This is a genomic window from Caulobacter sp. GW821-FHT09B11 (genome assembly GCF_059418205.1).
Map to the genome: position 1 here is coordinate 38,759 of NZ_JBWKPK010000006.1, position 23,997 is coordinate 62,755.

The following is a 23,997-nucleotide window of genomic DNA, read 5'->3' on the forward strand; positions in this document are numbered from 1 at the left end:
CACGTGACGCGGGAAGTCGTCGGCGAGCGTGGTTCAGTCCTTTCTGGGCAGGATATCGAACTCGACGACGCGCTGGTCGCCCTCCAGGTGGCGGGCCAGCTCGCCGAGCCGCAGGGTTCCCTTGCCCGAGAACGGGCCGGACAGCTCGAACAGCGTCCCGCCCTCGATCAGGCGCTGGTTGAGGCGGCCGCCTTCCAGCTCGTAGGTCGCCAGCAGGCCGCGCAGCTCGCCCTCGTCGACCAGGGCGTCGCGGCGGAAGCGCACGGCGATCTCGGCGTAGTTCTTCTGCGGCATGCGGCGGTCGAGCCAGCGGGCGGCGCTGAGCACCATGACGCTGAGCACGGTCCCGGCGATCGCCAGGTCGTACAGCGCCATGCCGAACAGCATGCCGAGCGCAGCCGTGATCCACAGCGAGGCGGCCGTGGTCAGGCCGTGCACTGACACTCCCTGCTGGAAGATCACCCCGCCGCACAGGAAGCCGACGCCGGTCAGCACGCCGTGGGCCATGCGGACGGGGTCGATGCGCACCGTCTCCAACGGCGTATCGCCCATCCATTTCAGCTGGTGCACGGCCGCCAGCATCAACAGGGCCGAGGCCAGCGAGACCAGCATGTGGGTGCGCAGGCCCGCCGGGCGCGAGCGGTACTCGCGCTCGAACCCGACCGCGCCGCCGGCCGCCAAGGCGCCCAGCACGGGCAGGATGTATTGCAGGGAGACGGCGTCCATGGGGGCTGAACGGTCAAGCCGGGCGGCTGGTTCGCCCGAGCGTGGTCCTCGCCCTTCGACAAGCTCAGGATGAGGACCAAGGCAGGCCAAGCACGACCAAAAACCTCACCCTGAGCCTGTCGAAGGGCGAGGTTTCGCCCCCAAGGCCCTTCCGCCTCCAACGGGGGGAAGAGGCGGAAGGAACCCCGGCTCGCCCGCCTCCTGGTGGGGGACGGATCCGGCGGGCGCGCGGCTGGACGGTCCGGAGGACAGACCGTCGCCATGCGCGTAGTTACGAAGGGGATCGCGGGCCGGATGCGCGACAGTTTTAAGATCTAGCCGAGCCCGTTGACCATCGCGCGCAGGCGGCGGGCGACGTCCTGGGGCCGGTCGGCGATCTGGTCGAACAGGGCCTGGACCTCGGCCTCCTCGAAGCCGGCGGCGCGCAGGGTGCGCCAGGCGCCGAGCAGCACGCTCAAGGCCACTTCCTGACGGTCGGGAATGGTGACGGCGGCGGACATGGCGGAGGCCTCCTGGACAGCGGGGACGGCCACAATGTTCATTTTTTGTTCTCGATGACAAGCCCCGACGCCGAGGGGACGGCGCCGGGGCTGTGCATCTGGCCTTAGCGGCAGACGGTGCGTTCGTAGACCGAGCCGCTGCGACGGTCGTATTCGCGCGTGGTCCAGCAGTCGCCGCGACGATAGCGCGGGCCGTCGTCATAGCCGTAGCCGTAGTAGCGCGGCGGCGGGGGCGGCGGATAATCGTAGCCATAGCCGTAGGCCGGGCGGCGATAGCGCGGGCGGTCGTTGTTGATCGACGAGCCGATCGCCAGGCCCACGATGCCGCCGACGATGGCGGCGGCGGCCACGTCGCCGCTGTCGCGGCCGTGGTTGCGGTGGCGGCGCCAGTCCTGGGCCGAGGCCTGGGTGGTGGCGGCGATCATGGTCAGGGCGGCGAGGCCCGCGGCCACGCCTCCGACGGTCTTGAGCGGCTTGAAAGCCATGTCGGCCTCCTTCGAAAAAGCTTGTCCCAAGCCTGGGCCCGCGCGCCTGAACCTCACCTGAACGCGGCTGTCAGGCAGACGGAGCCGCACGAGGTGGGCCATTTCGTCGCAGGCCCGCCACGCGGCCAGCGGCGCCGGAACGCCTTTTTTGTTCACCTTTCCGCGCGATCATGGCTTCCGAACGCGGCCAGAAGGCCGTCGACGCGACGAAGGCGGACGAAAGCGATGTCGAACAACAACACGGCCTACACCCCCGGCGAAGCCCTGCAGGTTCTGTCGTTCGAAGTGGGCGCCCAGACCTACTGCGTGCCGGTCGGCACGGTTCGCGAGATCCGCGGCGTCACGCCCCCCACCCCGCTGCCCGACGCCCCGCCGCACGTGCGCGGCGTCATCAACCTGCGCGGCCAGGTGATGCCGGTCATCGACCTGTCGGCCCGCCTCGGCAAGGGTCCGGCCCAGGACGGCCCGCGCCAGGTGATCATCGTCGTCGAGAACGGCCGCGACGTCGCCGGCCTGCTGGTCGACGCGGTGTGCGACAGCTTCATCGTCGAAGCCAGCCAGATCAGCCCCCCGCCGTCGGTCGGCGACGAGGCCTCGGCCCTGGTCTCGGCCGTGATCACCACCGACACCACCATGGTGGTGCTGCTGACCGTCGACGCCATCCTGCCCGAGCGCCCGATCGCCATCGCGGCTTAGGGTTTCTTCCCAATCCCTCTCCCCTTGCGGGAGAGGGTGGCCTCCCGAAGGGAGGTCGGGTGAGGGGTCGCACGGCCTGCAACGCCGCGACAGCGGATCGGCTGGGCGAAGCGGTAGGATTTGAGAAACCCCTCATCCGTCGACTTCGTCGACACCTTCTCCCGCAAGGGGAGAAGGATTTCAGAACCAACTTCAAACAAATGTTTCGATAGCCTCTTCCGCTCGCCCCTCCGCCGGGGCTAGGGTCTCCGCACAACCATAAAGCGGGAGACGAGCGGATGAAGGCGGCGGTGCTGCGCGAGGTGGGCAAGCCCCTCTCCATCGAGGACGTGGCCATCGGCAAGCCGGGCCCGCGCGAGGTCCTGATCCGCACCAAGGCCGCGGGCGTCTGCCACTCCGACCTGCACTTCGTCGAAGGCTCCTACCCCCATCCCCTGCCCGCCGTGCTGGGCCACGAGAGCGCCGGGATCGTCGAGGCGGTCGGCGACGAGGTGCGCACGGTCAAGGTGGGCGACCACGTCATCACCTGCCTGTCGGTCTATTGCGGCCACTGCGAGGTCTGCCTCACCGGCCACATGAGCCTGTGCACCAGCTCGGAGACCAAGCGGCCGAAGGGCGGCGAGCCGCGCCTCTTCAAGGAAGACCTGAATGGCGGGCGCGGGCCGATGGCCCAGTTCCTGAACCTGTCGTCCTTCGCCGAGCTGATGCTGGTGCACGAGCATGCGTGCGTGGCGATCCGCAAGGACATGCCCTTCGACCGCGCCGCCCTGATCGGCTGCTCGGTGACCACCGGCATCGGGGCGGTGATCCATACGTCGAAGGTGCAGCCGGGCGAGACCGTGGCCGTGATCGGCTGCGGCGGGGTGGGGCTGGCGACGATCAACGGCGCGGCCATCGCCGGCGCCGGCCGCATCATCGCCATTGACCGCCAGCCCTCGAAGCTGGCCCTGGCCAAGACCTTCGGCGCGACCGACGTGATCGACGCCAATGACGGCGACGTGGTCAAGCAGGTGCAGGAACTGACCAGCGGCGGCGTGCACCACAGCTTCGAGGCCATCGGCCTGAAGATCACCGCCGAGCAGTCGTTCAGGATGCTGCGCCGGGGCGGCACGGCCAACATCATCGGCATGATCCCGGTCGGCACCATGCTGGAGCTGCACGGCCCCGACTTCCTGGGCGAGAAGAAGATCCAGGGCAGCTACATGGGCTCCAACCGCTTCCCGGTCGACATGCCGCGCTTCGTCGACTTCTACATGAACGGCAGGCTGAAGCTGGACGAGCTGATCGCCCGCCGGATCAGGCTGGAAGACGTCAACGACGCCTTCAAGGAGCTCAAGCGCGGCGAGCTGGCGCGATCGGTGATCGTGTTCGACTGAGGCGTCTGCAGGCGGCGTCAGGCCGCCTTGGTGGCGCGGGGCGCGGGGGCGGGATCGTCGTCGGGGTCCGCGTCCGAGCCCGCCTCGACGCGGCAGCCGGCGACGGCCTCGAGCACGTCGGCCTGGATCAGGCAGGACGAGGCCATCCAGCGATAAAGATCCGCCTGACGCTCTCCGGCCGCCTCGGCGCGGTCGGCCAGCATCAGGGCCTTGCCTCTCAAGCGCTCGATCATCTCGGCGTCCGTCGCCGGGACCAGGTCGGGCATGGGTTGCACCTCTCGCCTTAAAGGCGATTGACAGGTCGCGCCCGCATCCTCGATTAAGCAAAACAAATTATATTACAGCGCGTCGTCGGAAGCCCCGAAACGGATCTGGACCGATCCGAGGTTGCAGACCGCCAAGCTTCACTGGCAGGTTCGGCGCATGTCGCACCAGCCTTCCGTCGCGCTCGCCGCCCTCCTGTCCATCGCGTGCCTGGCCGCCGGCGCGAGCGCCGAGCCCTTGCCTCGGCAGCGCGCCCAGACGGCGCCGATCAAGGACCTGGCCAAGGAAGCCCTGAGCGCCGTCTCGTCGCGCTTCGTCGAGGTTTCGCGCCCGGCGTCCGGCGGCCTGGTCGCGCCGGGGAAGACGGTTCGCGGCCTGAAGATGGCCACCGCGCCGCGATCGGCCGGCTCGCCTGGCCTGTGCGAGGCCGACACCGTCTGGATCGACTTCGACGACCAGGCCTCGCCGATCATTTCGCAGAAGGCCTACAAGGTGGTCGGGCCGCTTGCGCCGCTGCCGGGCGTCTGGAACGACGCCTATGGAGCGTCGCTGGAGCGCAAGTGCGCCGCCGCCGGCCCGGTGATCGCGCCGAAGGACGACGACACGGACGGCGTCGCCTTCTTCGTCGTGCGCGGCGCCTTGGCCAACGACAGAACCTGGCTGGCCGTCCGGGCGCTGGAAAAGGCCCAGGAGAGCGCCCGGCGCGGCGCGCTGGACGTCGGCTGCGAACGTCGGCCCGAGACACGGCCGACACCGCCGGCCGAAACCTTCTACGGCCGGATGGAGGCCGAGGGCCGCCAGGGCTGCGCCGCCGCCGCCAAGACCCTGGCCGGGCTCGACCTGGCCCGGCTGAACCTGATCGAGATCACGCCGTGTCCGCCAGGCGCCGATAAAGCGACGGCCGAGAACCTGTGCCTGTCGGCCACTTTCCAGCGTGGGGGCGTCGAGGGCCTGCGGGCGACCTGGATCGTCAACCTGCGCGCCCGCCATCGCCAGACCGGCGACTTCGACGTCGAGGCGGTGACCGACGTGACCCTGGCCGACCAGGTCTGGATCTACGACTGACGGCGCCTGGCCCGCGTCACCAGCCAGATGCCGGCGCAGACCAGGGCCAGGGCGGCGGCGTTCTTCCAGGCCAGCACCGGCTCGTGCAGGAACAGAGCCGACAGCAGCACCCCGAACACCGGGATCAGGAAGTTGAACACCGCCAGCATGCCCACCGGGTTGTGCTTGAGCAGCAGGCTCCACAGGGCGAAGGCCGCCGCCGACAGGCCGGCCATGTAGGCCAGCAGGGCCAGGGAGCGGATGTCGAAGCCTTCCAGCCGGCCGCCGAACACGAAACCGATGGCCAGCAGCACCACACCGCCCACGCCCAACTGCCAGCCGGTCATGACCATGGCGTCCATCTTCTGCGAGATCGACTTGCCCCAGATCGAGGCGGCGGCCAGCACGAAGGCCGCGATGACCACGAAGCCCTCGCCCAGCAGGGTGAACTCGAAGTCGAAGCCCTTTCCGCCCAGGTTCACCGCCAGCACGCCCATGAAGCCCAGCAGGCAGCCCAGCGCCTTGCGCGGGGTCAGGCGGTCGTTGCGGAACAGGAAGTGGGCCAGGATCACGCCGAAGAAGGCGCCGGTCGAGTTCATGATCGACGACTTCACCCCGGTCGCGTGGGCCAGGCCGATATAGAAGAACACGTACTGCAGGGTGGTCTGGCCGACGCCCAGCAGGGCGACCTTGGCGATCTGGTCGCGCGGCGGGACCAGCGTCTTGCGCGACAGGGCCGCCAGCACCAGCAGGATCGTCCCCGCCGCCACGAACCGCCAGCCGGCGAACAGCATCTGGGTCGCCGTGTCGGTCTTGGCCACGTGCAGCAGGGCGTAGCCGGCCTTCACCGCCGGAAAAGCGCTGCCCCACAGCAGGCAGCACAGCACCGCCATGCCGATGACGAAGCGCTTGTCCCGATAAAGGCTGGTGCGGTCGAGGTCTGCGCGGGGGGACGTCACGGGCGGGGCCTTGTCGAAAAAAGCATCGCCGCCCCACGGCGAGCGGGACGGCGATCGGATGCTGTGGCGCGCTTCTAGGCTTCTCGCCCGGCGGCTTCAACCGCTCGCTGGTTGTCACGAGACCGCCAAGCGGCGCGTGCTATCGGCGGTGTTCCGTCCTGGGGAGGCCCGCCTTGTCCACCATCGATCGTCGCGGCCTGCTGATGGGGGCCGCCGGCGTCCTGCCCGCCGCCCTCGCCCCGTCGCTGGCCTCGTCCCTGGCCCGCGCCGCCGCCATCGACGCCGACGTCCGCAAGGGCGCGATCGACGACGTGCAGCACGTGGTGATCCTGATGCAGGAGAACCGCAGCTTCGACCACTACTTCGGGACGATGGGCGGGGTGCGCGGCTTTGGCGACCGCTTCCCCGTCCCGGTGCGCGACGCCAAGGGCCGCAAGGACGCGTCGGTCTTCCTGCAGGCCTATGGCCAGGACGGCGGCCCCGACGTCGTCGCGCCCTTCCCGCTCAACACCACCCAGACCTTCGCCCACATGCGCGTCGAGGGCACGCCGCACAGCTGGGCCGACGCTCAGGACGCCTGGGACGAGGGCCGCATGGACCGCTGGCCGGTCGCCAAGCATCCCCATTCCATGGGCTTCTACACGCGGGCCGACATCCCCTTCCAGCATGCGCTGGCGAGCGCCTTCACCCTCTGCGACGCCTATCACTGCTCGACCCAGACCGGCACCAACACCAACCGGCTGTTCCTGTGGACCGGAACCAACGACGGCCTGGGCCAGGCCGGCGGCCCGTCGATCTCCAACTCGCACGACGACTTCGCCGACAAGGGCGGGGCGGCGCAATCCTACGGCTGGACCACCTATCCCGAGCGCCTGCTCGAGGCGGGGGTGAGCTGGCGCATCTACCAGGACATGGCCGACAACTTCACCGACAACCCGCTGGCGGGGTTCAAGGCCTATCGCGACGCCCGCGCCGGCGTTCCGGGCTCGGACGCGAGGCTGAAGGACCTGGCCCTGACCACCTGGCATCTCGACGGCCTGCGCAAGGACGTCCTGGCCCGCCAGCTGCCCTCGGTGTCGTGGATCATCGCCCCGGCGGCCGATTCCGAGCACCCCGGGCCGTCCAGCCCCGCCCAGGGCGCGCACTATATAGCCCAGGTGATCGACGCCCTGACCCTCGATCCGCAGACCTGGGCCAGGACGGTGCTGCTGGTGATGTTCGACGAGAACGACGGCTTCTTCGACCACGTCCCGCCGCCGGCCCCGCCGTCGCGCGACTCGGCCGGCGCAATGCTGGGCGGCTCGACCGTCGATACGGCCGGGGAATACCACCTGGTGCGCAACCCGACCGAGGCCAAGGCCGAGCGCGACCACCTGATGGGACGGCCCTACGGCCTGGGGCCGCGCGTGCCGATGTACGTGATCTCGCCCTGGAGCCGGGGCGGCTTCGTCAACAGCCAGGTCTTCGACCATGGCTCGGTGATCCGCTTCCTGGAGGCGCGGTTCGGCGTGGCCGAGCCCAACATCTCGCCCTGGCGGCGGGCGGTGTGCGGCGACCTGACCTCGTGCTTCGACTTCAAGACCCCCAACACGCGGCCGCAGGCGCCGCTGCCGGAGACGGCGCGGACGGCCCGGCTTGCCGCCACCCTGAAGAAGACGACCATCCCGCCCACCCCGGCGACGCCAGCGGCGCCGATCCAGGAGACGGGCTTTCGCCCCTCACGCGCCTTGCCCTACCGCCTGGAGGTCGAAATCAGCATCCGCGACGGCGCCGCCGGCCTGGTGCTGAGCAATCCCGGCGCGGCCGGGGTCGTGCTGCACGTCTATGACCGCCTGCGCCTGGACCAGCCCCCGCGCCGCTACACCCTGGGCGCGGGCGGACGGCTGGAGGACGCCTGGCCGGCGGGGGCCTACGACCTGTGGCTGCTGGGTCCGAACGGCTTCCATCGCGCCTTCGCCGGCGATCCGGCCGACGGGCTGGAGCTGCGGATCACGCCTGCGGCCCACGGCCGCTCGGTGCTGGCGAGCCTGACCAACACCGGCCCCGAACCCCGCACCGTCACCGTCGAGGCGGCCAGCCTCGCCCCGACCAGACCCTGGCGCGCCACGCTGGCGGCGGGCGAGACCCAGACGCGCGACTGGCGAACGGATTCCGACTGGTACGACCTGTCGGCCCGCTGCGACGCGGCGCCGTCGTGGCTCCGGCGCGTGGCCGGGCGGGTGGAGACCGGCCGGGACTCGGTCAGCGATCCGTTGATGGGCCGTGCGGCGCGGCTGGGACGGTGACCCTGCCCTAACCTCCCGTCATTCCCGCCCTTGTGGCGGGAAACCCTGGTTCCGCTTCCGCGTGAGGCGCAAGCGGACTGCTCAGCAGTCCGCTCCATCCGCCCTTGCGGCTGACAGAGGGGTTCCCGCCACAAGGGCGGGAATGACGGGATATTGGGGAAGAGCCGTAGCCTTCGGGAACGGCCCTGAAAACTACCGCAGCCGGCCGTCGCCGCCCGACTTCAGCTCGGCCAGGGCCAGGCGCGTGTCGCCCTTGCCGGCGGCCGGGATCACGGCCTGGGCGTAGTTTCCGTCGGCGCGGCCGGCCTGGGCCAGCAGGGTGTCGAGGCGCGCGCGCTTGGCCTTGAAGGCGGCCAGTTCGCTGCCCGACAGCACCGTGCCCTGGGGCACCTTGGCGCCGATCGGGTTGATGCGCTGGCCGTTCAGCCAGACTTCGTAGTGAAGGTGCGGACCGGTCGCCAGGCCCGTGGAGCCGACATAGGCCACCACCTGGCCCTGCTGCACCCGCACGCCCGGGCGGATGCCCTTGGCGTAGCGCGAGATGTGGCCGTAGCCGGTGTCCCACTGGCCCGAATGGCGGATGCGAAGCCAGTTGCCGTAGCCCGACCAGCGGCGGGCCTCCAGCACCACGCCGTCGCCGGCCGCCAGGATCGGCGTGCCGGTGCCGGCGCCGAAGTCGATGCCCTTGTGGCCGCGGTTGTAGCCCAGCACCGGGTGGCGGCGCATGCCGAAGGTCGAGGTGATGCGAGCCCCGTCGACCGGGGTGCGCAGCAGGAAGCCTTTGATGTTCTTGCCGGTCTCGTCGAAGAACTGGGTCTTGCCCTCGCGCTCGAAGGCGTAGAAGCGCTGGCCCTTGACCTCGGCGTACTCAAGATCGCCGGCCTCGATGGTGCGGCCGCTCTCGGTGACCTTGCGGTCGAAGACCAGGCAGAACGGGTCGCCGTCCTTGATGTCGCGCGAGAAGTCGATCTTGTGCGAGAACAGCTTGGCGGCCTGGCTGACCACGGCCGGGCTGCCGCCGACGGCCGCGACGCTCTCGTAGAACGAGCCGTTCATGGCTCCGCACGAGACCTTGGTCTCGTCGCGGACCTCTTCCTCGATCTCGCGCAGCTTCAGGGCGCCGTCGAAGGTGCGCGACACGGTGACGGTCGAGGACGGGCTGGTGCGCATCGACAGGCCGACCAGGCGGGCCGGGCCGCGGTCGTTGTCGCGGCGGCGGGCGATGGCCGCCTCGAAGGCCATGCCGGCCTTGATGTTGACGGTGTCCATGGCGCTTTGCAGCGTGCTGACCACCTGCTGGGCCTCGTCGGCGCCGACGCCGGCGCGCTCGACCGCGCCCTGCAGGGTCTCGCCGGGCTTGACCTTGACGGGAACCGTCTCGGGACGGTCGAAGCCGGGCTGGGCCTCGGCCTGGGCGAAGGCGACGTGCTGCAACGCAACCATGGCGGCCGCGTCGAGCGGCGCATGGGCGGCGACCACGGTCGAAGGCTGGTCCCCCGCCGTCAGCTTCCAGCCCAAGGCCAGGGCGGCCAGGCCGGCGACGGCGGTGAAAAGCCGCGGCGCGAGACGCATGGTCGGGCGTCGCGGATCAAATTCCTGCATCGGTCCCCCGTTCGGTACAGATGCCGCGTTTGTACGAAAACGACACGGCCGGGAAGCCCCCCAGCAATCGTCGCACCAGGCAATGGCGGATGACTCCGCTATCAGGCAAGGAATATTCGGTGCTTCGGGCGTTTTGTCACGTCCGTCACTGTCCGTCGCCGGACGGCGCGCGGCTTGCGAACAGGCGCTCGGCGATCACCCGCACGGCTCCCAGGATGGCGTCGCTGGAGACCCCGGCGATCAGGCTGACCCCGGTGACGAACATCGGATTGGGCGTCGCCGTCGTGGCTTCGGCGCCGAGCGTGATGACCTGCACCCCCGCCAGCGACAGCAGGACCACCAGCAGGGCCGCGCCTCCGCCGTTGATCGCCACGGCGGCGACCCGACGCAGGCGCGTTTCGGTCGGCGTGAAGATCTCGGCGGCGTAGCGCAGATAGGCCCCGACCACGCCGAAAGCGAAGGCCATCAGCACGTACTGGATGATCAGCGGCATGCCGAACAACAGCTGGAAGCGGTTTTCCTTGTACTGATTGTAGGCCTCGACGACGAGCTTGGCGCCTTCGACGTCGCCCGACCCCAGCAGCACCGGCACGACCTCGGCCTCGGCTTCGGTCAGCGACCGGAGCGCCTGGCGGTAACCCTCGATCTGCTTGGGCGCGATCTCGCTTTCCCGCTGAGCGACGACCAGCTTGTTCCAGAACTCGAAAGGCTCGGCGGCGCCGTCGCACAGCGACGACTCGCCATCGGTCCGGGGTCCGCAGTAGCGCGCGAAGGCCTGGTCGAGGTTGTTGAACTCGAGCTGCAGCTCGCTGAAGATGATGGGCGCCTTCTTTTCATCGCCGACCGGCTTCAGCTTCCCGAGGTTGTTGATGTTCTTACGGAAGAACCAGCGGGCTTCGGACTTGCTCAGATAGAGGTTCGCCTCGCGATCACCGCTCTTGGCCTGGATATCGACGATCTGGTTGTAGTAGCAGATCCGCTTGGCGGCCCAGACCTTGAGGTTGTCGCGGATCGTCTCCACCACATCCTCTTTCTCCGCGAGAGAACCGGCGCTGGCATAGCCTTTCAGGCCCATGCCCTGGACGTAGTCGTAGCTGGGCGCGGCGACCGTCAGCAGGATTACCCCGATCAGCAGCGCCACCCCGCCGCACACGCCTGACCAGAAAGCCGCACGGCTTTCCTCGGGCGTCAGTGGCTTCGGAGGCGGCGGCGGCGGCGGCGGCGGTGGAGGCGGTGGAGGTGGAGGCGGAGGCGGAGGCGGAGGCGGAGGCGGAGGCGGAGGCGGAGCATCGCCACCGGGCGGCGGCTGGTCGCCGGCTCCGTTGTTGGCCGTCTCGTCAACAGGCTTGTTCTCGTCGGCCATGATCACCCCCCGGCGTTAGCAGACGCATGAACTTAACCATAAGGAGAGCGATCACACAACAACAACCCGAGCGACCGCGTTGCGTGCAAAGAAAAACGCCCGCTGCGAGCAGCGGGCGTCTTCTGTCGAATCTCGGGTTTCGCGCGGGCGAAAAATCAGGCGGCGTTGACCTGCTCGTTCGGGTCGCGCAGCACGTAGCCGCGGCCCCAGACGGTCTCGATGTGGTGCTTGCCTTGAGCGGAGGCCGCCAGCTTCTTGCGCAGCTTGCAGATGAAGACGTCGATGATCTTCAGTTCCGGCTCGTCCATGCCGCCGTACAGGTGGTTCAGGAACATCTCCTTGGTCAGGGTCGTGCCCTTGCGCAGGGAGAGCAGCTCCAGCATCTGGTATTCCTTGCCGGTCAGGTGAACGCGGTTGCCGTTCACTTCCACCGTCTTGGCGTCCAGGTTGACGATGATGTCACCGGTCTTGATGACCGACTGGGCGTGACCCTTCGAACGACGGACCACCGCATGGATGCGGGCGATCATCTCGTCCTTGTGGAAAGGCTTGGTCATGTAGTCGTCGGCTCCGCCGGCGAAGGTCTTCACCTTGGTGTCGATCTCGGCCGTGCCCGACAGGATCATGATCGGCGTGTTGACCTTGGCCACGCGCAGGGTGCGCAGCACGTCGATGCCGCTCATGTCCGGCAGGTTCAGGTCGAGCAGGATCAGGTCGTAGTCGTAGATCTTGCCCAGATCGACGCCTTCTTCGCCCAGGTCGGTCGTATAGACGTTGAAGCCTTCCGACTTCAGCATCAGTTCGATCGTCTGCGCGGTGGCGCTGTCATCCTCAATCAGCAGTACCCGCATGGAACCCTCCCCGCCAAACGGCGGCGCTTAATTCGACAGTGGCGGGCAAGCCGCCGATGAAACCCGTCCCCCAGTCTGGCGGACAGTTAATTTAAGACTGGTTAATGGTGAACGCGTCGTCTGGCGAAATGGTTAATACGATTTGCGAATCGGGTGCAAGCGGTCGGAAATCCTTTGCGCACATTGGTCGCAGGGCCGTTTCAAGCGCTGCCGCAAGCTCTTAAAATCGCAGCAAACCCAAGGGTTAACAGGGCCTCGCGCACTACGGCCGCGTTAACATGGTGCAAGCTCACGTTCTTACTTGCGGCGAGATTGCGGCGTTCTGTCGCGAGAATTCCGGGGATGTTTTTTCGCTCCTGGCGTGAGCCGCCAAGCGTGGCCGCGGGCAATCCGCGTCACCCGGTCGCGGCGGCGTCTTCCTCGGCCAGCCAGCCGGCGGCGCGCAGACGGGCCACGGAGGCCCGCGAGATGGGCGCGGCCTCGCCGTCGGCCAGCCTCAAACGCAGATTTCGACCGTCGCGCTCGACCCCGACCACCGCCCGCCGGGCCACCCACCACGAGCGGTGCACCTGCAGGCCGTCGAGCCCGGAGAGATTCGCCAGCACCCGCGCCATCGGCCCGGCCTCGAGTCGCGAACCCGTCTCGGTGCGCACCCGGACATAGTGATCCTCCATCTTCAGATAGAGCACCGTGGCGGCGGCGAGGGGCGCGGGAGGCGGCGTCGGAACCGGCCCGCCGACCACCAGCGGCGCGGCGGCGGCGCGCTGGGCCGCCAGCCTGCCCCGCAGGATCGTGAAGCCCACGGCCAGCGGTCCCGAAAAGGCCAGGCACTGGCCGTACCAGTCCAGCGGCGACAGCTTGTTCAGGAACGGCCACAGCCCGGTTGCCGCCGGCGCGACCACCGCCGCCTGCAGGGCGCTGCCGAGCAGGATTGCCGCGGCCACCAGGATCGGGGCCGGGATCCTGGCCCGCTGGGCGGCCGCGGCCGCCAGCCGGATCAGCAGGCCGAAGATCAGGGTCCCGGCCCAGAAACAGCCGACCCAATAGATCGCGCGCACGAGGAAGGGGCCGTTGAAGTAGCTGCCGAAGGGCCCGACCATGCCCAGGAACGCCCCCATCGCCGTGGCGACGGAAAGGTCGATCGCCCATTCGCGGGCGGTTCCGAGCAGTGGCCCCTTGCCGATCATCTGCGATCTATAGCGCCGTTCGCCGCTTCGCGAACCCGTTCGCCCGTTCACGCATGAAGCGTGGCGGCGCAAGGGCTCCGACCGCATCGGAGGGCATCGCCAACCGGAGCCTTCCATGTCGCCCCTTCGCTTTTCCGCCCTGTTCGCAGCCCTAGCCATCGCCGGCGCCGCTCACGCCGCCGAGCCTCATGTCGGCTTCATGCGCGTCGAGGCGCCCGATCCGCAGGGCGCGCCGATCGAGGTCGGCATCTGGTATCCGACCGACGTAGCCGAGACCGGCCCGATCGGCGGCATGGAGAGCCTGCCCGTCGCCAAGGGCGCGCCGGCGGCCGGCGAGCATCTGCCGCTGGTGGTCATGTCGCATGGCAACGGCGGCTGGTTCGGCGGCCACTACGACACCGCCGCCGCCCTGGTGAAGAAGGGCTTCGTCGTCGCCGCCCTGACCCACACCGGCGACAACTACCGCGACCAGAGCCGCGCCCTGGAGATGACCGAGCGCCCGCGCCAGCTGTCCGTCCTGATCGGCTACATGCTGGACGCCTCGCCGATGCATGCGCGGATCGACGCCGCGAAGGTCGGCGCCTTCGGCTTCTCGTCCGGCGGCTTCACGGTGCTGGCGGCGGCCGGCGGCGAGCCGCGCCTGGCGGCGACCTTCCCCGGACATTGCATCAAGCACCCGACCAACTACGACTGCCGCCTGAGCGCCGGAAAGCCGCTGCCGGCCAGCACGCTGTCGCCGACCTGGACCCACGACTCCCGGATCCGGGCCGTGGTCTCGGCCGCGCCGGCGCTGGGCTTCACCTTCGGCCGCCAGGGCCTCAAGGGCGTGACCCAGCCGGTTCAGCTGTGGAAGGCGGGCGACGACGAGATCCTGCCCGATCCGGACTACGCCGAGGCCGTGCACCGCGCCCTGCCCCGCGCCCACGATTACCGCGTTGTTCCGGGGGCGCGACATTTCGACTTCCTGGTCCCCTGCGGTCCGCAGGCCGCCCAACGCCTGCCCGGCCCCTTGTGCGCAAGCGCTCCGGGCTTCGATCGGGCCGCTTTCCACGCCGATTTCAACGCCCGGGTTGCGACATTCTTCGCCACCCAACTGGGCGTCGCAGAACGCTGAATTTCATGCGCGATTAACCATGATGGCCGAGTCTGCGCGGGTCGCTTCCAGGAGCCGTCTTGCGCAGTCTCATCGCCGCCGTCGAACGTCTTGATCCGCTGACCATCTATGGTCGCGTCGCCGCCGTGAACGGTCTGCTGATCGAGGCGCGGGGCGGGCTGACCCGTCTGGCCGTCGGCGCCCGCGTCGAGATCGAGCGCCTGAACCTGCCGACCCTGCCGGCCGAGGTCGTCGGCTTCCGCGAAACCCGCGCCCTCCTGATGCCCTTCGGTCCCGTCGAGGGCGTGGCCCCCGGCGCCGAGATCAAGATCATGCCGGAAGGCGCCGTGGTGCGCCCGACCAAGGCGTGGCTGGGCCGCATCATCAACGCCTTCGGCGAGCCGATCGACGGTCTCGGCCCCCTCCCGCAAGGCGAAGTGCCCTATCCCCTGAAGACCCCGCCGCCGCCGGCCCACGCCCGCGGCCGGGTGGGCGAGCGCCTGGACCTGGGCGTGCGCTCGATGAACGTCTTCACCACCACCTGCCGCGGCCAGCGCCTGGGCATCTTCGCCGGCTCGGGCGTCGGCAAGTCGGTGCTGCTGTCGATGCTGGCGAAAGAGGCGACCTGCGACGCCGTCGTCGTCGGCCTGATCGGCGAACGGGGCCGCGAGGTGCGCGAGTTCATCGAGGAGACCCTGGGCGAGGAAGGCCTGCGCCGCGCCATCGTCGTGGTCGCCACCTCGGACGAGCCGGCCCTGACCCGCCGCCAGGCCGCCTACATGACCCTGGCGATCGCCGAGTTCCTGCGCGACCAGGACCTGGAAGTCCTCTGCCTGATGGACTCGGTCACCCGCTTCGCCATGGCCCAGCGCGAGATCGGCCTGGCCGCCGGCGAGCCGCCGACCACCAAGGGCTATACGCCGACCGTCTTCACCGAACTGCCCAAGCTGCTCGAGCGCGCCGGCCCCGGCCCGATCCGCGCCGACGGCACCACGGCCGCCCCGATCACCGCCCTGTTCACCGTGCTGGTGGACGGCGACGACCACAACGAACCGATCGCCGACGCCGCCCGCGGTATTCTCGACGGCCACATCGTCATGGAGCGCTCGATCGCCGAGCGCGGCCGCTTCCCGGCCATCAACGTGCTGAAGTCGATCAGCCGGACCATGCCGGGCTGCCAGCTGCCGCACGAGCGCGACATCGTCAAATCCGCCCGCCAGGTGCTGTCGGCCTATTCCAACATGGAAGAGCTGATCAAGATCGGGGCCTACCGCGCCGGCGCCGACCCCACCGTGGACCGCGCCATCCAGCTCAATCCCGCGGTCGAGGCCTTTCTCAGCCAGAACCCCGACGAAGCCACGAGTCTTGACGATTCGTTCAACTTCCTCGGCCAGATTCTCCAAAGCGCCGCCTAGGCGCTTTCGTACCGAGTAACCCGACATGACCAAGTGGGCCGCCTCCCTGATCCGCATCTCGAACCACGAGGTCGAGACGCTGCAGAAGCGCTTGTCGGAAGTGGTCGACCGTCGCGAAGCCGCCGAGATGCGGGTGGTGATGATGGACGCCGAGGCCGAAGCCGAGATCAAGCGCGCCGAGGGCGACGCGTCGGCCGGCTGGTACATGATCGGCTACCGCAAGGGCGTGCAGGTGCGACGCGCCGAGGCGATGCTGGAAATCGACCAGATCAGGATCGAGGAAACCGGCGCCCGCGACGCGCTGTCGGTGGCCTTCGAAAACCTCAAGAAATACGAACACGTCGCCGACGCCGCCAAGGCAGCCCTGGCCAAGAAGGTCGGCAAGATGGAAATGGCCGCGCTCGACGAGCTGGGCCTGCGCCGCGCGGCGATGGGCGGGCGCTGACCCCCTCCGGCCCTCCGGGCCACCTCCCCCAGAGGGGGAGGATCTAAAGGCGTCGCGCCACAAGATGCTCCCCCTCTGGGGGAGCTGTCGGCGAAGCCGACTGAGGGGGCCGCCGTAGGCGGCCTTCACCCTTCCGCAAACTCCCCGTGCTTCTCTCGCGACAGATCGCCGCGAGGGTTTCATGTCCGACGTCTCACGCCGCGCCGTGCTCGGCTCCAGCCTGGCGTTGGCCGCCTGCGGGCAGACGGCGCAGGGCCAGCCGGTTCCGGCCAACCTGCCGCCGCTGAAAAGCGTCGCGCCGTTCCGGATCGGGTCCTCGGTGCAGGCCCTGCACCTGGACGACCCGGCGCTGGCCGGCCTGCTGCGCCGTCAGGTCAACCAGCTGACGCCCGAGTGGCAGATGAAGATGGAATACATCGTCCAGCCGGACGGCTCGTTCCGCTTCGACGCGCCCGACAGGATCGCCGCCTTCGCCGCCGCCAACGGCATGGCCCTCTTGGGCCACGTGCTGGTCTGGTACGCCCAGGCGCCCGAGGCCTTCGAGCGGCTGGACGAGAGCCGCATCGGCTTCGAGCAGGCCTATCGCAACTACATCCTGGCCGTTGCCGGACGCTATCGCGGCAAGGTGGTCGGCTGGGACGTGGTCAACGAGGCCGTGGCCGAAGACGGCGACGGCTGGCGCACCAGCCTGTGGTCGAAACGCCTGGGCGACTTCGAGCATATCGCCCTGGCCTTCCGCACGGCGCGTGAAGCCGATCCCGGCGCGGTCCTGCTGCTCAACGACTACAATCTCGAATACATGCCCCGGAAGCGGGCGACGTTCCTGAAGCTGGCCGAGCGCCTGCTGGCCTCCGGCGCGCCGCTGACCGGCATCGGCACCCAGATGCACGTCGCCGCCGACATCCGCCCCGGCGAGATCACCACGATGATGAAGGACCTGGCCAGCCTGGGCCTGCCGATCCACCTCTCCGAACTCGACGTGTCGCTGGTCCGGGCCGAGAACAAGTTCCTGCCGCGCGCCGAGCTGGAGCGCCGCCAGGCCCGCACCTATGGCGAGGCCGCCGAGGCCTTCATGGCCCTGCCCGCGCGCCAGCGCTTCGCCTTCACCCTGTGGGGGCTGCGCGACGGCGACTCGTGGCTGAAAAAGGAGAACGCCTCCGACGCCCCCGCGCCGTTCGACGACGCCGGCCGGGCGAAGGCCGGCGCCGCGGCGCTGGTCGAGGCGTTCAGGCGGGACTAAGGCCGGCCCTAGGCTTCCACAGCAAGCCCTTCACGATCGCTTTCCTGAGCCTCGTGCCCAGGATCCATGGTTCAGCTGCTCAGACCTTCGCAGGACGGTTGAGGTCTGAGCGGTCGCCGACATGGACCCTCGCCACGAGGGCGAGGGAGGCGACTTTAGGGATGCGGCGCAAACCGCGAACCCATCGCCACAGCGCCTCAGGCGCCCGGGCCACGCACGCTGGTGGCCACCGCGTGGTCGGCGTCGTTGGCCTGGCGCAGGGCGCGCAGGTCCTCGCTGATGCGGAAGACGGCGACGTAGAATTCGCAGAAGGCGCGCCACAGCAGCACCATGCCGGCGGCGACCAGCAGGCCGGCGATCAGCACCGGGAAGGCCAGCAGCAGCGAGGCCACGCCGCGTTCCTTCAGCGCCAGGCCCACGGCCGCGCCGACAACGGAAAAGGCGAACAGGGCCACGACGCCCAGGCCAGCCCAGTAGATCAGGTGGATGACCGGCCCCGTCACCAGTCGGTCGAAGGTCAACAGATCCCAGAACAGCGCGCTCGAACCGCGCCCCTTGGATTTCCTGGCCGGAGCCATCCGACGCACCTCATATCAGCGGACTGGCGGAGACCGCCTAAGTTTACGCTGCATCGCTAGCAGCGTGAGGCCCGCTCGGCAATGCCGGGCGGGCCTCGTGCGTGTTCGGAAGAAGGGACGCTGTTACTTGCGCCCCGTTACTTGGGGGCGGCCGCGCCGGCCAGGGCCGCATCGATCTGGGCCTTGGTGGCCGTGGTGCTGATGCTGCCGTCGGCGCCGGCGCTCAGGCTGGCCTTGGGCAGGGCGAACTTCTTCTCGCCGCTGCTGACCACGACGTTGGCCGAGCCGTCGGCGCCGGTCGCGGTGTCGCTGATCGTGCCGACCACGGCGCCCGACGGATCCTTGATCTCGGAGCCGACCTTGAAGTCGCCCGAGACGGTGGCCGAGGACGGCGTGCCGGCCGCGTCGGCGCCGGCGGCGGCCGAGGTGTCAGCCGGAGGCGTGGTCGTGGTGGTGGTGGAGGTAGTGCTGGTCGTCGACGACGGCTGCTGAGCGGCCGGCGGCTGCGCGGCCGCGGCCGGATCGGCCGGAGCCGTGGTGTTGGTGTCCTGCGCGGTGCTCTGCGCATAGGCGGCGCCGGCCATCGAAAGGGTCGCGGCGGCGGCGAGATAGGCGAACTTGGTCTTCATATTTGCGCTCCGTCGGAGGGCCCCTGCCCGCTCAACCAACGCAAGCTCGTTTGTAACGGTTCCGAAACAGCGCGTGATCGGCGCCTAGGGAAAACCTAGCCGGACCTCAAGGCGCCCCAAGGGGAAACCTTGGCCGCGCCTCAAGGCGCGGCGGGTCCCGTCGGCGGCGCTTCCTGGATCGGGCCCTCGTCGTCCTTCAGCCCGGCCGCCTTCATCGCCGCCTTCAGGGTGTAGACCGAGGTCGCGGTGCTGGTGGTGAAGGCCAGCTGCGCGGTCAGGGCCGGGTTCTCGGCCTCGTTGGCGAAACCGCCGTCGCGCACGGCGTTGAAGCTGACGGCGTAGCTCTTGCCGGGCCGGGTGCGGCACAGCAGGACGAAGGTCTTGCCGTCGTTAAGCAGGCGCGGGGCGCGCACGCATTCGGGCCGCTCGCCGCCCGCCGCGTCGGCGTAGTTCCAGGCCAGGGGCGTCATCTTCTGGTCGAAGGCGACCTTCAGCACCAGGACGCCCGGGGCCACGGCCTCGCCGGCGGCCGGGAAGGTCGAGGTCACCTTCGGCGGCAGGGTCGGCGGCATCACCGTCACCGGCGAGACCGGCGTCGGCTCGGGCCGCTGAGTTGCCGGCTGGGCCAGGGCCGTCCCCGTGAGGGCGACGACGGCCAGAAACGAAAGGGCGAAGAGGGGCGCGCGCATGACCTCGACAATGGCGATCAAGCGCGACCTTCTCAAGGCGCCTCGCCCCTCCTCCTGAACGTGAATTTTCAGACAGGAAAACCCAGTACGGGCGCCATTCAGGTGGCGTTCACGCCGGTTGCGACTAGCTTGGCCTCAACAAACACCGGCGGCGAGAGGCCGCCAGAACTCGGGAGACCTCGCCATGCGCGCCGCCCTCGCCCTGATCGCCGCCGCCGGCGCCTTCGCCGCAATCACCGTCCCCGCCTCCGCCCAGGATCGCGGCGGGTACGGCTATCAGGGCGCCCCGCGCGGCTCCTACCAGGACAGCTGCCGCGACGTGACCGTCCGCCGCGGCGAGATCAGCGCCCAATGCCGCGACAGCCGCGGCAACTGGACCTGGACCACCGCCAGCGCCGACTGCCGCGGCGAGATGAGCAACCAGAACGGCCGCCTGGTCTGCCTGTCCGGCGGCGGACGCCCCGGCAGCCTGCCGCGCGGCTCGTACCTGGAGAGCTGCCGCGACGCGACCGTGCGCGGCCGCGAGCTGACCGCCCAGTGCCGCGACGGCCGCGGCCGCTGGACCTGGAGCAGCGCCAGCGCCGACTGCCGCGGCGACATGACCAACCAGAACGGCCGGCTGGTCTGCTTCGGCGGGTCCGGCGGCCCGGGCGGCCCCGGCGGCGGCGGTCGCGCCGACGCCGTCCTCTTCGAGCACGCCGGCTACCAGGGTCGCGCCTACGAGGTCAGCGGCGACATGAACGACCTGCGGGCCGTCGGCCTCAGCGACCGCGCCTCGTCGATCCAGATCCGTCGCGGCGAATGGGAGCTGTGCGACGACATCAACTACGGCGGCCGCTGCTGGCGGGTGTCGTCTGACATCGGCCTGTTCTCTGGCGACATGAACGACCGGGTGAGCTCGATCCGCCGCATCCGCTGAGCCTTGCGTCGACAACTCGACCTTGAAGCCGCGCGCGGGACGGTTAAGCTCCGCGCGCCCTCCCCTCAATGAGATTTCCCATGCGCAAGTTCGTCGTCCTGGCCGCCGCCGCGGCCGCCCTGCTGGTCTCGGCCTGCAACACCGTCGAAGGCGTCGGCCGCGACGTCTCGGCCGCCGGCCGCGCGGTCTCCGGCGCCGCCAGCGACGCCAAGCACTAGGCTCGCCTCCTGGAGCGAGACAAGGCGCGCGCCGCTTCGAGCGACGCGCGCCACATACCGGCCGTAATGACGCGCCAGTTTCGCCATCGTCGCGGCAAGTAAACTCCGGCGACATCGTTCATCATATCAAGCTTAACCGGAAGCGACGTTTCATTAACCCTGCCGAACAGTTCATTCGCACGCGATGAACGCGGAGGATGAATTCTTTCGATAGTCGCCCATTCAGGGGCGCAATATCTGCTTCCAAAGCGCACATGCGACCGAAAGTGCTATTTGCACAAAGCGGCGCCGGAGCCATATGGACGCCATGACCGACCGACCCGTACCCAGCGTCCTGACCGGCATGAAGCGAGGCGTCCGCCACCGTTGCCCCAACTGCGGCGAGGGCCGTCTCTATGCGCGCTATCTGAAGGTCGAGTTCGACTGCGAGGTCTGCGGCCACCACCTGGCCTCCTATCCCGCCGACGACGGCCCGGCCTATTTCACGATCCTGATCATCGGCCACCTGTTCGTCGCGCCGCTGCTGCTGTTCCCGTTCATCTGGCAGGCCTCGCCGTGGCTGGTCGTGCCGCTGACCATCCTGCCCCTGGCCGGCCTGACGCTGATGCTGCTGCCCCGGGTCAAGGGCGCGGTGATCGGCGCCCTGTGGGCCAACGGCCTGCGCAAGGCGCACGACGCCCCCGGCGGCTAAGCCTGAGACGCGTCGCGGAACCGTAGCGGCGCAGGTTGCATTCCATCCCCCGAAGCCAGGGCGCCGAACGCGGCCGGCCCTGCCATCTGGGAGATTCGAATGCTCGGCACGATCCTCATCATCATTCTGATCCTGGCGCTGATCGGCGCCCTGCCCACCTGGGGCCACAGCCGTTCGTGGGGCTACTTCCCCAGCGGCGGCCTGGGCCTCGTGCTGGTGATCATCATCATCCTTGTGCTCATCGGCAGGATCTGACGACGCCGGCCTAAAGCAATCTTGGAGCGCGACGGCGTCTTGACCTAAGGTCTCCTGCAACGGCCCAAACTCTGGGCCGACAGGGGGAACCAGGGATGACCGACGCCGTCGCGCCGCAGGACCAGCCTGCCTCCCCTTCGGCCCCATCGCTTTCAGCAGGCGCCCGCGCGCGGGCCATCCTCGGCGGCTCGGCCGGCAATCTGGTCGAATGGTACGACTGGTTCGCCTACGCCGCCTTCACCCTCTATTTCGCGCCGCACTTCTTCCCCAAGGGCGACCAGACCGTGCAGCTCTTGCAGGCGGCGGCGGTGTTCTTCTTAGGATTCGTGGCGCGCCCTGTCGGCGCCTGGCTGATGGGCCACTACGCCGACCGGGCCGGACGGCGCGCGGCTCTGTCGGTTTCCGTCTCGCTGATGTGCGCCGGCGCCCTGATCATCGCCCTGACGCCGGACTTCAAGACCATCGGCCTGTTCGCGCCGGCCGTGCTGCTGGTCGCCCGCGTGCTGCAGGGCCTGTCGGTCGGCGGCGAGTACGGGGCCAGCGCAACCTATATGAGCGAGATGGCCGGCAAGCGGCATCGCGGCTTCTGGTCCAGCTTCCACTACGTGACCCTGATCGCCGGCCAGCTGATCGCGCTGGCGGTGCTGATCGTGCTGCAACGGACCCTGGCCAAGGAAGACCTGGCCGACTGGGGCTGGCGCATCCCGTTCGTGATCGGCGCGGCCCTGGCCGTGGTGGTGTTCTGGATCCGGCGCGGCCTGGACGAGAGCGTCTCGTTCAAGACCGCCGACAAGCCGGCCGAACGCATCGGCGCGGCCCAGCGCAATCTCGCCCTGCTGTTCTTTGGCCTCACCCTGGCGGCCGGCGGCTGGATCCTGGCCAGGCCCGGCCTCGTGCCGCAGGTGCTGGCGGGCGTGTTCCTGGTCGGCTTCTTCGCCACCCTGATCGCGCCGCTGATGCGCCGCCACCCGCGCGAGACCCTGATGATCATGGGCCTGACCGCCGGCGGCTCGCTGACCTTCTACGTCTACACCACCTACATGCAGAAGTTCCTGGTCAACACGGCCGGGTTCGACAAGGCCCAGGCCTCGGAGATCAGCGCCATCAGCATGATCGTCTTCATGCTGCTGCAGCCGCTGGCCGGCTGGCTGTCGGACCGGCTGGGCCGCAAGCCGATGCTGATCGCCGCCTTCGCCGGCGGAGCCCTGACCATCTGGCCGATCATGAGCGGCATCGCCGCCACCGACTCCGTGCCCGTGGCCCTGTCGCTGATCGTCGCCGGCATGACCTTCCAGTCGGCCTACACCGCCATCAGCGCCGTGGTGAAGGCCGAGCTGTTCCCCGCCCATGTCCGCGCCCTGGGCGTGGCCCTGCCCTACGCCGTCGCCAACGTGCTGTTCGGCGGCACGGCGGAGATGGTCGCCCTGGCCTTCAAGCACGCCCGCATCGAGAGCGGCTTCTACCTCTATGTGGCCGCGATCATGACCGTGGGCCTGGTGGTCTCGATCCTGCTGCGTGACACCGCAAGACATAGTCTCATCGCCGAGGATTGACCCCGGCGCTCGCCCCGATATCCCCTGTCGTCGACTCCCGTTTCCCCAACAGCGTTGCCCATGCCGATTCTCGACATCCTGGCCCTCAGCCTCTTCGTCTTCGCCTGGCTGTTCTACGAGCCGCTGCTGCGGCGACTGGGACAGGGCAAGAACCTGATCAACACCGACATGACGGTGATCCGCCGCCGGTGGATGACCGAGATGGCGGTGCGCGAGGTCGCCCTGCTGGACGGCCAGCTCCTGGGCCACGCCATCAACTCGGCCAGCTTCTTCGCCTCGTCGAACCTGATCCTGATCGCGGCGGCGGCCGGGGTGCTGTTCGGCGGCGACGCGGCGCTCAAAAGCGTCGAGGGCCTGCAGGTGCTGGAAAAGACCGCGCCCTGGATGTTCCAGGTCAAGCTCGGCCTGGTGCTGTTCACCCTGGCGAGGGGCTTGCTCGACTTCATCTGGGCGCTGCGCCAGATGAACTACTGCCTGGCCGCGATCGGCGCGACGCCGATGTGGGCGCCGCCCAGCGTGCTGGCCGAATACGCCGAGGCCGCCGGCGGCATCCTCAACCCGGCCCTGTCGGCCTTCAACGCCGGGGTGCGCGGCTACTACTTCGCCCTGGCGGCGGCGGCCTGGCTCTTGGGCCCCTACGCCTTCCTGGCGGCCAGCCTGGGAGCCCTGGTGCTGCTGGTCTGGCGCCAGCGCCGCAGCCGCGCCTCGGTGGCGGTGCGCAAGGTCCGCCAGATCCTCGAGCGCCAGCCGGTGGTGCACGGCCCGCACATGCGGGGCCTGGCGGGCGATCCGCCGGAGGATCGGATCTAAGGCTGGGGAACCTCCCTACTCCTCCCCCGTAAAACGGGGGAGGTGGCGCGGTGCGGATACGCGCCGTGACGGAGGGGGCGACCGCCGGCACTGAGCCCAGTCTCGCCCCCTCCACCACTTCGTG

26 protein-coding genes are annotated in these 23,997 nt (G+C 69.3%); 14 read left to right on the plus strand and 12 right to left on the minus strand.

The genetic code is table 11. The features are described 5' to 3' along the window. Positions 1–33: 33 nt before the first annotated feature. The 3 genes from AC07N1_RS05845 to AC07N1_RS05855 all read right to left on the minus strand — a co-directional run bounded on the left by AC07N1_RS05845 (position 34) and on the right by AC07N1_RS05855 (position 1,711). On the minus strand, positions 34–726 hold the full coding sequence (locus AC07N1_RS05845; RefSeq protein WP_494670950.1) for an MgtC/SapB family protein: 693 nt from the start codon (positions 724–726) through the stop codon (positions 34–36). 314 nt (positions 727–1,040) lie between these two features. Continuing rightward, complete coding sequence (locus tag AC07N1_RS05850) at positions 1,041–1,226, minus strand: hypothetical protein (RefSeq protein WP_146218110.1); 186 nt, start codon at positions 1,224–1,226, stop codon at positions 1,041–1,043. A gap of 104 nt (positions 1,227–1,330) precedes the next feature. Beyond that, the gene (locus AC07N1_RS05855; RefSeq protein WP_494670951.1) at positions 1,331–1,711 is read right to left on the minus strand and encodes a hypothetical protein; all 381 of its coding nucleotides are present in this window, start codon (positions 1,709–1,711) and stop codon (positions 1,331–1,333) included. 225 nt (positions 1,712–1,936) lie between these two features. Between AC07N1_RS05855 and AC07N1_RS05860 the strand changes: the two genes are divergently transcribed. Together AC07N1_RS05860 and AC07N1_RS05865 are read left to right on the plus strand one after the other, a co-directional pair. Then, the gene (locus tag AC07N1_RS05860) at positions 1,937–2,407 is read left to right on the plus strand and encodes a chemotaxis protein CheW (RefSeq protein WP_110118471.1); all 471 of its coding nucleotides are present in this window, start codon (positions 1,937–1,939) and stop codon (positions 2,405–2,407) included. A gap of 278 nt (positions 2,408–2,685) precedes the next feature. Beyond that, positions 2,686–3,783, plus strand: coding sequence for a Zn-dependent alcohol dehydrogenase (locus AC07N1_RS05865; RefSeq protein ID WP_494670952.1), 1,098 nt, complete (start codon positions 2,686–2,688; stop codon positions 3,781–3,783). Positions 3,784–3,800: 17 nt separating this feature from the next. Here AC07N1_RS05865 and AC07N1_RS05870 read toward each other — a convergent pair whose 3' ends face one another. Then, positions 3,801–4,049, minus strand: coding sequence for a hypothetical protein (locus AC07N1_RS05870; RefSeq protein ID WP_494670953.1), 249 nt, complete (start codon positions 4,047–4,049; stop codon positions 3,801–3,803). Positions 4,050–4,206: 157 nt separating this feature from the next. Between AC07N1_RS05870 and AC07N1_RS05875 the strand changes: the two genes are divergently transcribed. Continuing rightward, positions 4,207–5,112 (plus strand): hypothetical protein, encoded by a 906-nt coding sequence (locus AC07N1_RS05875; RefSeq protein WP_494670954.1) that lies wholly within the window; start codon positions 4,207–4,209, stop codon positions 5,110–5,112. Here AC07N1_RS05875 and AC07N1_RS05880 read toward each other — a convergent pair. Further along, entirely contained in the window at positions 5,103–5,984 is an 882-nt protein-coding gene (locus AC07N1_RS05880) for a DMT family transporter (RefSeq protein ID WP_494671072.1), read from the minus strand. The genes AC07N1_RS05875 and AC07N1_RS05880 overlap by 10 nt on opposite strands. Positions 5,985–6,223: 239 nt before the next feature. On the opposite strand from AC07N1_RS05880, the gene AC07N1_RS05885 reads away from it, so the two are divergent. After that, a complete protein-coding gene (locus AC07N1_RS05885; protein ID WP_494670955.1) occupies positions 6,224–8,335 on the plus strand; it encodes a phosphocholine-specific phospholipase C in 2,112 nt (703 codons plus the stop codon). Between the two features lie 192 nt (positions 8,336–8,527). Here the strand turns inward: AC07N1_RS05885 and AC07N1_RS05890 are convergent, their stop codons facing one another. The 4 genes from AC07N1_RS05890 to AC07N1_RS05905 all read right to left on the minus strand — a co-directional run bounded on the left by AC07N1_RS05890 (position 8,528) and on the right by AC07N1_RS05905 (position 13,338). Further along, a complete protein-coding gene (locus AC07N1_RS05890) occupies positions 8,528–9,937 on the minus strand; it encodes a M23 family metallopeptidase (protein ID WP_494670956.1) in 1,410 nt (469 codons plus the stop codon). 145 nt (positions 9,938–10,082) lie between these two features. Next, positions 10,083–11,078 (minus strand): hypothetical protein, encoded by a 996-nt coding sequence (locus AC07N1_RS05895; RefSeq protein ID WP_494670957.1) that lies wholly within the window; start codon positions 11,076–11,078, stop codon positions 10,083–10,085. Between the two features lie 377 nt (positions 11,079–11,455). Continuing rightward, positions 11,456–12,151 carry a response regulator transcription factor CtrA gene (gene ctrA / locus AC07N1_RS05900; protein WP_109100859.1) on the minus strand — a complete coding sequence of 232 codons (696 nt, stop codon included), beginning with the start codon at positions 12,149–12,151 and terminating at the stop codon, positions 11,456–11,458. A 395-nt stretch (positions 12,152–12,546) separates the two neighbouring features. Then, positions 12,547–13,338, minus strand: a complete 792-nt coding sequence (locus tag AC07N1_RS05905) for a LytTR family DNA-binding domain-containing protein (RefSeq protein WP_494670958.1) — start codon at positions 13,336–13,338, stop codon at positions 12,547–12,549. 115 nt (positions 13,339–13,453) lie between these two features. On the opposite strand from AC07N1_RS05905, the gene AC07N1_RS05910 reads away from it, so the two are divergent. The 4 genes from AC07N1_RS05910 to AC07N1_RS05925 all read left to right on the plus strand — a co-directional run bounded on the left by AC07N1_RS05910 (position 13,454) and on the right by AC07N1_RS05925 (position 17,531). Continuing rightward, a complete protein-coding gene (locus AC07N1_RS05910) occupies positions 13,454–14,452 on the plus strand; it encodes an alpha/beta hydrolase family protein (RefSeq protein WP_494670959.1) in 999 nt (332 codons plus the stop codon). A gap of 59 nt (positions 14,453–14,511) precedes the next feature. Continuing rightward, the gene (gene fliI / locus AC07N1_RS05915) at positions 14,512–15,846 is read left to right on the plus strand and encodes a flagellar protein export ATPase FliI (protein WP_494670960.1); all 1,335 of its coding nucleotides are present in this window, start codon (positions 14,512–14,514) and stop codon (positions 15,844–15,846) included. Between the two features lie 25 nt (positions 15,847–15,871). Then, the gene (locus AC07N1_RS05920) at positions 15,872–16,291 is read left to right on the plus strand and encodes a flagellar export protein FliJ (RefSeq protein WP_110118482.1); all 420 of its coding nucleotides are present in this window, start codon (positions 15,872–15,874) and stop codon (positions 16,289–16,291) included. Between the two features lie 181 nt (positions 16,292–16,472). Further along, positions 16,473–17,531, plus strand: a complete 1,059-nt coding sequence (locus AC07N1_RS05925; RefSeq protein ID WP_494670961.1) for an endo-1,4-beta-xylanase — start codon at positions 16,473–16,475, stop codon at positions 17,529–17,531. Between the two features lie 197 nt (positions 17,532–17,728). On the opposite strand, the gene AC07N1_RS05930 is transcribed toward AC07N1_RS05925, so the two are convergent. The 3 genes from AC07N1_RS05930 to AC07N1_RS05940 form a co-directional block, all read right to left on the minus strand. Then, positions 17,729–18,109, minus strand: coding sequence for a DUF4282 domain-containing protein (locus AC07N1_RS05930; RefSeq protein WP_110118484.1), 381 nt, complete (start codon positions 18,107–18,109; stop codon positions 17,729–17,731). A 137-nt stretch (positions 18,110–18,246) separates the two neighbouring features. Beyond that, positions 18,247–18,738, minus strand: coding sequence for a hypothetical protein (locus tag AC07N1_RS05935; protein ID WP_494670962.1), 492 nt, complete (start codon positions 18,736–18,738; stop codon positions 18,247–18,249). A 140-nt stretch (positions 18,739–18,878) separates the two neighbouring features. Further along, positions 18,879–19,448 carry a hypothetical protein gene (locus tag AC07N1_RS05940; RefSeq protein WP_494670963.1) on the minus strand — a complete coding sequence of 190 codons (570 nt, stop codon included), beginning with the start codon at positions 19,446–19,448 and terminating at the stop codon, positions 18,879–18,881. A gap of 163 nt (positions 19,449–19,611) precedes the next feature. On the opposite strand from AC07N1_RS05940, the gene AC07N1_RS05945 reads away from it, so the two are divergent. The 6 genes from AC07N1_RS05945 (at position 19,612) to AC07N1_RS05970 (ending at position 23,873) form a co-directional block, all read left to right on the plus strand. After that, the gene (locus AC07N1_RS05945; protein ID WP_494670964.1) at positions 19,612–20,346 is read left to right on the plus strand and encodes a beta/gamma crystallin-related protein; all 735 of its coding nucleotides are present in this window, start codon (positions 19,612–19,614) and stop codon (positions 20,344–20,346) included. 80 nt (positions 20,347–20,426) lie between these two features. Next, positions 20,427–20,564 carry an entericidin A/B family lipoprotein gene (locus AC07N1_RS05950; RefSeq protein WP_494592349.1) on the plus strand — a complete coding sequence of 46 codons (138 nt, stop codon included), beginning with the start codon at positions 20,427–20,429 and terminating at the stop codon, positions 20,562–20,564. Between the two features lie 298 nt (positions 20,565–20,862). Beyond that, the gene (locus AC07N1_RS05955) at positions 20,863–21,255 is read left to right on the plus strand and encodes a DUF983 domain-containing protein (protein WP_494670965.1); all 393 of its coding nucleotides are present in this window, start codon (positions 20,863–20,865) and stop codon (positions 21,253–21,255) included. 99 nt (positions 21,256–21,354) lie between these two features. After that, positions 21,355–21,510, plus strand: coding sequence for a DUF3309 family protein (locus AC07N1_RS05960; RefSeq protein WP_058347217.1), 156 nt, complete (start codon positions 21,355–21,357; stop codon positions 21,508–21,510). 95 nt (positions 21,511–21,605) lie between these two features. Next, on the plus strand, positions 21,606–23,063 hold the full coding sequence (locus AC07N1_RS05965) for an MFS transporter (RefSeq protein WP_494670966.1): 1,458 nt from the start codon (positions 21,606–21,608) through the stop codon (positions 23,061–23,063). 60 nt (positions 23,064–23,123) lie between these two features. Continuing rightward, positions 23,124–23,873: a DUF599 domain-containing protein gene (locus tag AC07N1_RS05970; RefSeq protein ID WP_494670967.1), complete on the plus strand. Its 750-nt coding sequence runs from the start codon at positions 23,124–23,126 to the stop codon at positions 23,871–23,873. Positions 23,874–23,997: the final 124 nt, after the last annotated feature.